The organism is Streptomyces panaciradicis (assembly GCF_023516615.1).
Taxonomy (GTDB): domain Bacteria; phylum Actinomycetota; class Actinomycetes; order Streptomycetales; family Streptomycetaceae; genus Streptomyces; species Streptomyces panaciradicis.
In genome coordinates, this window is the sequence record NZ_JAMGBF010000036.1 from 47,647 (window position 1) to 59,382 (window position 11,736).

Sequence of the window (11,736 nt, forward strand, 5' to 3'; positions counted from 1 at the left end):
TGAGGACATATCGCCATGCGCGGCTGCCTGTTGAGGTGCACCACCCCCGTCCCGCCCGACCCTTCGGCGGGCTGAACCGGTGCGGGCCGATCGCGTCTTCGCGTACGGCGCCGCCGCCGGACTCCTCGGTGACCATCTCCTCGGCGATCCCCGCCGCGGGCATCCGGTCGCCGTGTTCGGACGTGCCGCCGGCGCCGTCGAGTCAGTGCTGTGGCGCGACCACCGGGGGTGGGGCGCGCTGCACACCGCCGTGTGCGTGGGCGGTGCCGTGGCCCTCGGTGCCGTGGCGCAGTCGCTCGTACGCCCTTCCCGTGCCGCCTCCGTCGCGCTGACCGCCGCCGCCACCTGGGCCGTGGTCGGCGGTACTTCGCTCGCGCGCGAGGCACGGACCGTCGGGCGGGCCCTGGAGGCGGGGGACGTCGAGGCCGCCCGGGCGCGGCTGCCGCATCTGTGCGGGCGGGACCCGCAGGCGCTGGACGCCGCCGGGATCGCGCGGGCCGTGGTGGAGTCGGTCGCCGAGAACACCTCCGACGCGGTGGTCGGGGCGCTGGTGTGGGGAGCCGTCGGCGGGGTGCCGGGGCTGCTCGGATTCCGGGCCGTCAACACGCTGGACGCCATGGTCGGGCACAGGTCGGCCCGTTACCGGCGCTACGGGTGGGCCTCGGCGCGCCTGGACGACGTCGCCGGATGGCCGGGGGCCCGGCTGACGGCCGGGCTCGCGACGGTCGCCGGGGGCGATCCGGCAGGGGCGGTGCGGGCCTGGCGTGCCGACGCCGGACGGCACCCGAGCCCCAACGCCGGGCCCGTGGAGGCCTCGTTCGCGGGAGCGCTCGGGGTGCGCCTGGGCGGGACCTTGTCGTACGGAGGGCGGGTCGAGCACCGGCCCGTGCTGAACAGGGAGGGGCGGCCGGTGGAGGTCGGGGACATCGAGCGGGCCGTGCGGCTGTCGCGGCGCGTGGGACTGCTCGCGCTCGGCGTGAGCGTTGCCGCGCGCGCCCTGCTGAAGGGGCGTGCGTCATGAGCGGCGGCGGGCTGCTGGTCGCCGGGACCACCTCCGACGCGGGCAAGAGCGTCGTCACCGCGGGGATCTGCCGCTGGCTGGTGCGACAGGGCGTCAAGGTCGCCCCGTTCAAGGCGCAGAACATGTCGCTGAACTCGTTCGTGACGCGCGAGGGCGCCGAGATCGGGCGGGCGCAGGCCATGCAGGCCCAGGCCTGCCGGATCGAGCCGACCGCGCTGATGAACCCCGTGCTGCTGAAGCCGGGCGGCGAGCAGAGCAGCCAGGTCGTGCTGATGGGCAAGCCCGTGGGCGAGTTGAGCGCGCGGGGGTACCACGGCGGCCGGCAGCAGAAGCTCCTGGGGACCGTGCTGGACTGCCTCGCCGAACTGCGGGGCACGTATGACGCGGTGATCTGCGAGGGGGCGGGCAGTCCGGCCGAGATCAACCTCAGGCGCACGGACATCGTGAACATGGGCATCGCCCGCAACGCGGGGCTGCCCGTGCTGGTGGTCGGGGACATCGACCGCGGGGGTGTCTTCGCCTCCTTCTTCGGGACGGTCGCGCTCCTGTCCCCCGAGGACCAGGCGCTCGTCGCCGCGTTCCTCGTCAACAAGTTCCGGGGCGACGTCAGTCTCCTGGAACCCGGCCTCGACATGCTGCACGGGCTCACCGGGCGGCGGACGTACGGCGTCCTGCCCTTCCGGCACGGGCTCGGCATCGACGAGGAGGACGGGCTGCGCGTGTCCCTGCGCGGGACCGTGCGGGAGTCGAACACCGCCCCGCCGGTGGGCGAGGACGTGCTGCGGGTCGCGGTCTGCGCGATCCCGCTGATGTCCAACTTCACGGACGTCGACGCGCTGGCCGCCGAACCGGGCGTCGTCGTGCGGTTCGTGGACCGGCCCGAGGAACTGGCCGACGCGGACCTGGTCGTGATCCCGGGGACGCGCGGGACCGTGCGGGCCCTGGAGTGGCTGCACGAGCGGGGACTCGCCGACGCGCTGCGCCGCCGGGCCGCCGAACAGCGGCCGATCCTCGGTGTCTGCGGCGGCTTCCAGGTCCTCGGCGAGCACATCGAGGACGACGTGGAGAGCCGGCGCGGGCAGGTGGACGGCCTCGGAATCCTGCCCGTGCGGGTGCGGTTCGCCCGCGAGAAGACCCTCACCCGGCCGGTGGGCGAAGCCCTCGGCGAGCGGGTCGAGGGGTACGAGATCCATCACGGGGTCGCCTCCCTGAGCGGAGGGGAAACCTTCCTCGACGGCTGCCGGGTCGGCCAGACCTGGGGCACGCACTGGCACGGTTCGCTGGAGTCGGACGGCTTCCGGCGCGCCTTCCTGCGCGAGGTGGCGGCCGCCGCGGGCCGCCGCTTCGTGCCGGCCGGCGACACCTCGTTCGCCGCGCTGCGCGAGGAGCAGCTCGACCGGCTCGGCGACCTGATCGAACAGCACGCGGACACGGACGCGCTGTGGCGGCTCATCGAGTCCGGCGCGCCGCAAGGACTGCCTTTCATTCCACCGGGAGCGCCCGCATGAGCACTGTGTTGTTGTTGTCCACCGCCGACACGGACCTGTTGGCGGCGCGGGCCGCGACCGGCGCCGACTACCGGATCGGCAACCCGATGCGGGTGGACGTGGCGGAGGAACTGCCCGCGCTCCTCGACGGCGCCGGCATCGCCGTCGTACGGCTGCTCGGCGGCAAGCGGGCCTGGGAGGACGGGCTCGCCGCGCTGAGGGCGTCCGGCGTTCCGACCGTGCTGCTCGGCGGCGAGGCCGTACCGGACGCGGAGCTGATGGCCGAGTCGTCCGTGCCGGCGGGTGTGGTGGCCGAGGCGCTGAAGTACCTCGTCGAGGGCGGGCCGGACAACCTCACCGAGCTGGCGCGGTTCCTGTCCGACACCGTGCTGCTGACCGGCGAGGGCTTCGTCGAGCCGCAGAAGATGCCGGAGTACGGCGTCCACGGCGCGTACGAGCGCGTCGACGGCCGCCCGACCGTGGGCGTGCTGTTCTACCGGGCCCACGAACTCAGCGGCAACACCGCCTTCGTGGACACCCTGTGCCAGGCGATCGAGGCGCGCGGCGCCAACGCCCTTCCCGTGTACTGCGGTTCGCTGCGCGGCGCGGACCCCGGGCTGTACGAGATCCTCGGCCGGGCCGACGCCCTCGTGGCCACCGTCCTGGCCGCGGGCGGCACGCACGCCTCGCAGGCCTCGGCGGGCGGCGACGAGGAGGCCTGGGACATCGGGGCGCTCGCCGACCTCGACGTGCCCGTGCTGCAGGGGCTGTGCCTCACCTCGTCCAGGGCCGCCTGGGAGGAGTCCGACGCGGCCCTCTCCCCCATGGACGCGGCGATGCAGGTCGCGATCCCGGAGTTCGACGGACGGCTGATCACCGTGCCGTTCTCCTTCAAGGAGCAGGGACCGGACGACGTGCCCGTGTACGTCGCCGACCCCGAGCGGGCCGCGCGGGTCGCCGGGATCGCCGTACGGCACGCGGCGCTGAAGCACAAGCCGAACGCCGACAAGAAGCTGGCGCTGGTCTTCACGGCGTACCCGACGAAGCACTCGCGGGTCGGCAACGCGGTGGGGCTGGACACGCCCGCCTCGGCGGTGCGGGTGCTGGACGCGCTGCGGGAGGCCGGGTACTCGCTCACCGAATACCCCGCCGGCGGCGACGAGTTGATCCACCGGCTGATCGAGGCCGGCGGTCACGACGTGGAGTGGCTGACCGAGGAGCAGCTGGCCGCGGCGCCCGCGCGGGTGCCGCTGGCCGACTACCGGGCGTGGTTCGACAAGCTGGACCCGGAGCTGCGGGACGGGATGCTGCAGGCGTGGGGCGAGCCGCCGGGCTCGCTGTACGTCGACGGCGACGACATCGTGCTGGCGTGCTTGCAGTTCGGGAACGTCGTCGTGATGATCCAGCCGCCGCGCGGCTTCGGCGAGAACCCGATCGCGATCTACCACGACCCCGACATGCCGCCGTCGCACCACTACATGGCCGCCTACCGGTGGCTGGAGAACTCCTTCGGCGCCGACGCCATCGTCCACATGGGCAAGCACGGCACGATGGAGTGGCTGCCGGGCAAGGGGCTCGGGCTCAGCGGGGGCTGCGCGCCGGACGCCGTCCTCGGCGAACTGCCGCTGGTCTACCCGTTCATCGTCAACGACCCCGGCGAGGGCACCCAGGCCAAGCGGCGCGGGCACGCCACGGTCGTCGACCATCTGGTGCCGCCGATGGCCCGCGCGGACACCTACGGCGACCTGGCCAAGCTGGAGCAGCTGCTCGACGAGTACGCGCTCGTCTCCGACCTGGACCCGACCAAGGCGCCCGCCGTGCGGGCCCAGATCTGGACGCTGGTGAAGGCGGCCGAGCTCCACCACGACCTGCATGTGGACGAGCAGCCGGACGACGAGGCGTTCGACGAGTTCGTCATGCACATCGACGGCTATCTGTGCGAGATCAAGGACGTGCAGATCAGGGACGGTCTGCACATCCTCGGCGGCGGTCCGGTCGGTGAGCCGCGCGTGAACCTGGTGCTCGCCGTGCTGCGCGCCTCGCAGGTGTGGGGCGGGCAGGCGAACGCGCTGCCGGGGCTCCGGGCCTGTCTCGCGGCCCACTTCGGGCTCGTCGAGAAGGAGCTGCTCGCCGAGCCGGGTGCGCCGGTGAAGGTGCCGGTCGAGCTGACGGATCTCGTCGAGGGGCCCTCCCGTACGGCCGCCGACGCGATCGACCTGCTGGAGCAGCTGTGCCGGCGGTTCGCGGAGGGGATGGAGGCCCGGGACTGGGCCGCGGACACCGTGCCCGCTCTCGTCCGTGGCGTGCTGGGCACCGAACTCCCCGACGCGGTGGCGGTGCTGGAGTTCGCGTGCACCGAGGTGGTCCCGCGGCTGGCCCGCACCACCGACGAGATCGGCCACATCCTCAAGGCGCTCGACGGCGGTTACGTCCCCGCCGGTCCCTCCGGCTCCCCCACCCGCGGTCTGGTCAACGTCCTGCCGACCGGGCGCAACTTCTACTCCGTCGACCCCAAGGCCATTCCCTCGCGGCTCAGTTGGGAGGTCGGGCAGTCGCTCGCCGACTCGCTCGTCCAGCGCTATCTGCAGGACACCGGCGAGTACCCGAAGTCGGTCGGGCTGACGGTGTGGGGCACGTCCGCGATGCGCACCCAGGGCGACGACATCGCCGAGATCCTGGCACTGCTGGGCTGCCGGCCGGTGTGGGACGACGCCTCGCGCCGGGTGACGGGCTTCGAGGTGGTCCCCCTCGCCGAACTCGGCAGGCCGCGCGTCGACGTCACCGTCCGCATCTCCGGGTTCTTCCGGGACGCTTTCCCGCACGTGGTCGGGCTGATCGACGACGCGGTGCGCACGGTCGCGGAGCTGGACGAGAGCGCCGAGCACAACTTCGTGAAGGCGCACGCCGACGAGGACACCGTCGCCCACGGCGACCGGCGCCGGGCCACCGCCCGTATCTTCGGCTCCAAGCCGGGTGCGTACGGCGCCGGTCTGCTGCCGCTCATCGACGCCCGCAACTGGCGCTCGGACGCCGACCTCGCCGAGGTGTACGCGGTGTGGGGCGGCTACGCCTACGGGCGCGGGCTCGACGGGCGGGCCGCGCGCGGCGACATGGAGACGGCGTTCCGGCGGATCAACGTCGCCGCGAAGAACGTCGACACCCGCGAGCACGACCTCGTCGACGCCGACGACTACTTCCAGTACCACGGTGGCATGGTCGCCATGGTGCGCCATCTGACGGGCGAGAGCCCCGAGGCGTACGTCGGCGACTCCGCCACCCCGGACCAGGTCAAGACGCGCACGCTCGGTGAGGAGACCCACCGCGTCTTCCGCGCCCGCGTGGTCAACCCCCGCTGGATGGCGGCCATGCGCCGGCACGGCTACAAGGGCGCCTTCGAGATGGCGGCGACCGTGGACTACCTCTTCGGGTACGACGCCACGGCCGGGGTCGTCGACGACTGGATGTACGAGAAGCTCAGCGCCGAGTACGTCTTCGCCCCGGAGAACCGGGAGTTCATGAAGCAGTCCAACCCGTGGGCGCTGCGCGGCATCACGGAACGGCTCCTGGAGGCGGCCGAGCGCGGGCTGTGGGCCGAGCCGGACGCCGAGACGCTGGAGCGGCTGCGCGCGACCTATCTCGAGCTGGAAGGCGACCTGGAGGGCGACCAGTGACCACCCCCTTTCCCTTTACCGCCGTCGTCGGTCAGGACGACCTGCGCCTGGCGCTGCTGCTGAACGCCGTCTCCCCGGCGGTCGGCGGTGTGCTGGTGCGCGGTGAGAAGGGCACCGCCAAGTCGACGGCCGTGCGGGCCCTTTCGGCGCTGCTGCCCGAGGTGGCCGTCGTGCCCGGCTGCCGCTTCTCCTGCGACCCGGCGGCACCGGACCCGTCCTGCCCGGACGGACCGCACGAGCCGGGTGCGGGGACCCGCCGCCCGGCCCGGATGGTGGAGCTGCCGGTCGGTGCCTCCGAGGACCGTCTCGTCGGCGCCCTCGACATCGAACGGGCGCTGGCGGAGGGCGTGAAGGCCTTCGAGCCCGGCCTGCTCGCCGACGCCCACCGCGGGATCCTCTACGTCGACGAGGTCAACCTGCTCCACGACCACCTGGTCGACCTGCTGCTGGACGCGGCCGCGATGGGCGCCTCCTACGTGGAGCGCGAGGGTGTGTCCGTCCGGCACGCCGCCCGCTTTCTCCTCGTGGGCACCATGAACCCCGAAGAGGGCGAGCTGCGGCCGCAGTTGCTCGACCGCTTCGGGCTGACCGTCGAGGTCGCGGCCTCGCGGGAGCCGGACCAGCGGGTCGAGGTGGTCCGGCGCAGGCTCGCCTACGACGACGACCCGGCCGGTTTCGCCGCGCGCTGGGCGGACGAGGAGTCCTCCGTACGTCAGCGGATCGTCGCGGCACGGCAGTTGCTGCCGTCGGTGCGGCTGGGCGACGGGGCGCTGCGGCAGATCGCGGCGACCTGTGCCGCCTTCGAGGTGGACGGCATGCGGGCCGACATCGTGATGGCACGCACCGCGACCGCGCTGGCCGCATGGGCGGGGCGGACGGAGGTGCTGGCCGAGGACGTGCGGCAGGCGGCGCTGCTCGCGCTGCCGCACCGCAGGCGCCGCAACCCCTTCGACGCGCCCGGCCTGGACGAGGACAAGCTGGACCAGACGCTGGAGGAGTTCGGCGAGGAGGACGACGATCCCGACCCCGACGGCGGCGGACCCGGTGGGGGCGGCGGGCAGCCGTCGCCGGACGCCGGACCGCAGGGCGGGGACACGGGCGCGCGCCCGGAGTCCGGTGAGGACGAGGGCGCGCCGCAGGCCTCCGGGGGCGGCGAGCAGTCCCCCGCACGGGCCGCGGAGCCTTTTCGCACCAAGGTGCTGAGCGTGCCCGGGATCGGGGAGGGCGCCGCGGGGCGGCGGTCGAGGGCGCGGACCGAGCACGGGCGCACGACCGGGGCCAGGCGGCCCCGGGGGGCGCTCACCAAGCTGCACCTGGCGGCGACCGTGCAGGCCGCGGCGCCGCACCAGCGGGCGCGGGGGCGGTCGGGGCCGGGGCTCGTGGTCCGGCGGGACGATCTGCGGCAGGCGACGCGGGAGGGGCGCGAGGGCAACCTGGTGCTGTTCGTGGTCGACGCCTCCGGGTCGATGGCGGCGCGGGCGCGGATGGGCGCCGTGAAGGGCGCCGTGCTGTCGCTGCTGCTGGACGCCTACCAGCGGCGGGACAAGGTGGGGCTGGTGACGTTCCGCGGGTCGGCCGCGGACGTGGCGCTGCCGCCGACCTCGTCGGTGGACGCGGCGGCGGCCCGGCTGGAGTCGCTGCCCACCGGTGGGCGGACGCCGCTCGCCGCGGGGCTGCTGAAGGCCCATGACGTGCTGCGGGTGGAGCGGCTGCGGGACCCCGCGCGCCGGCCGCTGGTGGTCCTGGTCACCGACGGGCGGGCCACGGGCGGCCCCGAGCCGGTCGCCCTCGCCGGGCGCGCGGCGCGGCTGTTCGCCGCCGACGGGGTGGCCTGCGTGGTCGTCGACTGCGAGTCCGGGCCGGTGCGGCTGGGGCTGGCCGGTCAGCTCGCCGGTGAGCTGGGCGGGACGGCGGTGACGCTCGACGAACTGCGGGCGGACAGCATCGCCGGGCTGGTGAAGGACGTACAGAGGAGGGCCGCGTAATGCCGCAGGGGCAGCCGAGTGTGGTGCCGGACGACGGGCTGACGACACGTCAGCGCCGCAACCGGCCGCTGGTCGTCGTGCACACGGGGATCGGCAAGGGCAAGTCGACCGCCGCGTTCGGGCTCGCGCTGCGCGCTTGGAACCAGGGGTGGCCGATCGGGGTGTTCCAGTTCGTGAAGTCGGCCAAGTGGAAGGTCGGCGAGGAGAACGCGCTGCGGGTGCTCGGTGCCAGCGGCGAGGGCGGAACGGTCGACTGGCACAAGATGGGCGAGGGCTGGTCCTGGGTCCAGCGGGACGCCCAGATGGACAACGAGGAGAAGGCCCGCGAGGGCTGGGAGCAGGTCAAGCGGGACCTGGCCGCCGAGACGTACCGGCTGTACGTGCTCGACGAGTTCGCCTACCCCATGCACTGGGGGTGGGTCGACACCGCCGAGGTGATCGAGGTGCTGCGCGAGCGGCCGGGGACCCAGCACGTCGTGATCACCGGGCGGAACGCGCCGGAGAAGCTGGTCGAGTTCGCCGACCTGGTGACCGACATGTCGAAGGTCAAGCACCCGATGGACGCGGGCCAGAAGGGCCAGAGGGGCATCGAGTGGTGACAGGTTCCGTCCCACGGCTGGTCATTGCCGCGCCCTCCTCGGGCAGCGGCAAGACCACCGTCGCCACGGGGTTGATGGCCGCGTTCGCCGCGCGGGGGCTCGCCGTGTCCCCGCACAAGGTCGGGCCGGACTACATCGACCCCGGGTACCACGCGCTCGCGACCGGGCGGGTGGGGCGGAACCTGGACGCGTACCTGTGCGGGCCCGAGCTGGTCGGCCCGCTGTTCGCGCACGGCGCCCGCGGGTGCGACCTCGCGGTCGTCGAGGGTGTCATGGGGATGTTCGACGGCGCCGCGGGCGAAGGCGAGTTGGCGTCCACGGCCCATGTCGCCAAGCTGCTGCGGGCGCCCGTGGTGCTGGTGGTCGACGCGTCGTCGCAGTCGCGGTCGGTGGCGGCGCTGGTGCACGGGTTCGCGTCGTGGGACCCGGAGGTGCGGGTCGGCGGCGTGATCCTCAACAAGGTGGCCTCCGACCGGCACGAGGCGCTGCTGCGGGAGGCCCTGGACTCGGCCGGGGTGCCGGTGCTGGGGGTGCTGCGGCGGGCCGCGCAGGTGGAGACGCCGTCACGGCACCTGGGGCTGGTGCCGGTCGCCGAGCGGGGCGCTGCCGCGGTGGAGGCCGTGGCGGCGATGGGGGCGCAGGTGGCCGCCGGGTGCGACCTTGACGCGCTGTCGGCGCTGGCGCGCGGTGCGGGTGCGTTGTCGTGTGCGGCGTGGGATGCGGCTGAGGCTCTGGGGGCTGCGCCCCCAGGCCCCCATCGGCCCGAGGGGCCTCGTCCTCAGGCTCCCCCAGAGGGGGTACCCCCAGACGGGCTGGTGGTTGCCGTGGCCGGCGGTAGTGCTTTCACGTTCTCCTACGCCGAGCACGCTGAGCTGCTGACCGCCGCCGGTGCCGAGGTCGTCACGTTCGATCCGCTGCGGGACGAGCAACTCCCGGACGGAACGGGCGGGTTGGTCATCGGGGGCGGGTTCCCCGAGGTGTACGCCGCCGAGCTGTCCGCCAACGAACCCTTGCGGAAGGCCGTCGCCGATCTCGCCGTGAGCGGGGCGCCCGTCGCCGCCGAGTGTGCCGGGCTGCTGTATCTGTCCCGGGAGCTGGACGGGCTGCCGATGTGCGGGGTGCTGGACGCGACCGCGCGGATGAGCGAGCGGCTGACCCTCGGCTACCGCGACGCCGTGGCCGTGAGCGACAGCGCGCTGGCCGTCGCCGGGACGCGGATGCGGGGGCACGAGTTCCACCGGACCGTGGTGGAGCCGGGCGCGGGGGCGGCTCCCGCGTGGGGGGTGCGCGCCCCGGAGCGGCGCGTCGAGGGTTTCGTACAACAAGGTGTGCACGCCAGTTATCTGCACACGCACTGGGCGTCGCGGCCCGGTGTCGCCCGTCGGTTCGTGGAGAGGTGCCGGACGTCATGAGCAGGAAGCTGACCGGAGTGGGAGTGGGGCCCGGCGACCCCGAGCTGGTGACCGTCAAGGGCGTCAACGCGCTGCGGGCCGCCGGTGTGGTCGTCGTGCCCGTCATGGACACCGGGGAGCGCGGGCGCGCCGAGGCGACCGTGCTGCACTACGTGCCCGAGGAGAAGGTCGTACGGGTCGTGTTCGCGCTGAACGAGCGCAGCGACCGGGGACGGCGGGAGGCCGCCTGGGACGCGGCCGGGGAGCGGGTCGCCGAGCTGCTGCGGGAGCGCGGGAGCGTCGCCTTCGCCACCATCGGCGACCCCAACGTGTACTCCACCTTCACCTACCTCGCGCAGACCGTCGCCGCGCTGGTTCCGGGGACCGTGGTGGAGACCGTCCCCGGGATCACCGCCATGCAGGACCTCGCGGCCCGGTCGGGGGCCGTGCTGACCGAGGGCACCGAGCCGCTCACCCTGGTCCCCGTCACCGCCGGGGCGGCCGTCCTCAAGGACGCCCTGAACGGGCCCGGCACCGTCGTCGCCTACAAGTTCGGCCGGCACGCCGCCGAGGTCGCCGAGGTGCTGCGGGAGACCGGGCGGCTGGAGGGCGCGGTGTGGGGGGCGGCGCTCGGCCTGGAGAGCGAGTCGATCCGGGCGGCCGCCGACCTCGACGGGGCCCCGCTGCCGTACCTGTCGACGCTCATCGCGCCCGCCCGGCGCGAGGGCGGGCGGGGCGGCAAGCTGTGAGACCGCGCCCGGGGCCCGGCTCAGCCGGCGAGCCCGACCACCAGCCAGATGAACAGCGCGCCCGCCACCGTGAACAGCAGGGTGGAGCGGGCGGGGTGTTCGTGGTGCGCCTCGGGGAGGATCTCGGCGGCGGCGAGGTAGAGCAGCACGCCGCCGAACAGGCCCAGATAGCCGCCGAGCAGGCTCTCGGGGATGGACACGTAGGCGGTGGAGGCCGCGCCGACCACCGGGGCCGCCGCGTCCGCGAACAGCATGGTGAGCGCCTTGCGGCGGTCGTTCCCGTACAGGCTCGTGATCGTGTACGTGTTGAAGCCGTCCGCGAAGTCGTGGGCGATCACGGCGAGCGCGACCGCCGCGCCCATGCCGCCGCCGACCTGGAAGGCCGCGCCGATCGCGACACCGTCCATCGCGCTGTGGCCGACCATGGCGGCCGCCGCCGTCAGGCCCACCTCGGGCGCCCGGTGGTCGTGCGCCTCGTCGCCGCCGTGGGACGCCTGGCGGTGGGCGAGGGTGCGCTCCACCAGGTGGGCCAGCAGGAAGCCGGCCACGAACAGCAGCAGGGCCGCGGGTACGCCGAAGACCTCGTCGCCCGCCGCCCGCAGCGCCTCCGGCAGCAGGTCCAGGCCGACCACGCCCAGCATCAGTCCGCCCGCCAGTCCCAGGACGAGATGGCGACGGTCGGTGACCCGCTGTGCCGTCCATCCGCCGACCAGCGTCATCAGGAACGCGCACAGCGCGACGAAGACCGCCATGGGGCCTTGTTATCCGATCAACCGTCGTTTGCGCACATCGTGCGGCCTCGACGCCCCCTCGCGTAAGACGTTTTGTACGAG

Annotated in this window: 8 protein-coding genes; 7 read left to right on the plus strand and 1 reads right to left on the minus strand. The window is 73.9% G+C overall.

All coding sequences use genetic code 11. From position 1 onward, the window contains the following. Window positions 1–79: 79 nt before the first annotated feature. The 7 genes from M8J74_RS14720 to cobI are packed head-to-tail and all read left to right on the plus strand — an operon-like array spanning window position 80 to window position 10,903. Window positions 80–1,021: a cobalamin biosynthesis protein gene (locus M8J74_RS14720; RefSeq protein ID WP_249836824.1), complete on the plus strand. Its 942-nt coding sequence runs from the start codon at window positions 80–82 to the stop codon at window positions 1,019–1,021. Beyond that, window positions 1,018–2,529 carry a cobyric acid synthase gene (locus M8J74_RS14725; protein ID WP_249836825.1) on the plus strand — a complete coding sequence of 504 codons (1,512 nt, stop codon included), beginning with the start codon at window positions 1,018–1,020 and terminating at the stop codon, window positions 2,527–2,529. The genes M8J74_RS14720 and M8J74_RS14725 overlap by 4 nt, the downstream gene beginning before the upstream one ends. Further along, window positions 2,526–6,179, plus strand: a complete 3,654-nt coding sequence (gene cobN, locus M8J74_RS14730) for a cobaltochelatase subunit CobN (RefSeq protein WP_249836826.1) — start codon at window positions 2,526–2,528, stop codon at window positions 6,177–6,179. The genes M8J74_RS14725 and cobN overlap by 4 nt, the downstream gene beginning before the upstream one ends. Beyond that, on the plus strand, window positions 6,176–8,164 hold the full coding sequence (locus M8J74_RS14735) for a putative cobaltochelatase (RefSeq protein WP_249836827.1): 1,989 nt from the start codon (window positions 6,176–6,178) through the stop codon (window positions 8,162–8,164). Before cobN ends, M8J74_RS14735 begins: the two co-directional genes overlap by 4 nt. Beyond that, complete coding sequence (cobO, locus tag M8J74_RS14740) at window positions 8,164–8,763, plus strand: cob(I)yrinic acid a,c-diamide adenosyltransferase (RefSeq protein ID WP_249836828.1); 600 nt, start codon at window positions 8,164–8,166, stop codon at window positions 8,761–8,763. The genes M8J74_RS14735 and cobO overlap by 1 nt, the downstream gene beginning before the upstream one ends. After that, window positions 8,760–10,175: a cobyrinic acid a,c-diamide synthase CobB gene (locus M8J74_RS14745; protein WP_372500184.1), complete on the plus strand. Its 1,416-nt coding sequence runs from the start codon at window positions 8,760–8,762 to the stop codon at window positions 10,173–10,175. Before cobO ends, M8J74_RS14745 begins: the two co-directional genes overlap by 4 nt. After that, on the plus strand, window positions 10,172–10,903 hold the full coding sequence (cobI, locus tag M8J74_RS14750) for a precorrin-2 C(20)-methyltransferase (RefSeq protein ID WP_249836830.1): 732 nt from the start codon (window positions 10,172–10,174) through the stop codon (window positions 10,901–10,903). The genes M8J74_RS14745 and cobI overlap by 4 nt, the downstream gene beginning before the upstream one ends. Window positions 10,904–10,923: 20 nt before the next feature. Here the strand turns inward: cobI and M8J74_RS14755 are convergent, their stop codons facing one another. Continuing rightward, window positions 10,924–11,655 carry a ZIP family metal transporter gene (locus M8J74_RS14755; protein WP_058926113.1) on the minus strand — a complete coding sequence of 244 codons (732 nt, stop codon included), beginning with the start codon at window positions 11,653–11,655 and terminating at the stop codon, window positions 10,924–10,926. Window positions 11,656–11,736 lie beyond the last annotated feature (81 nt).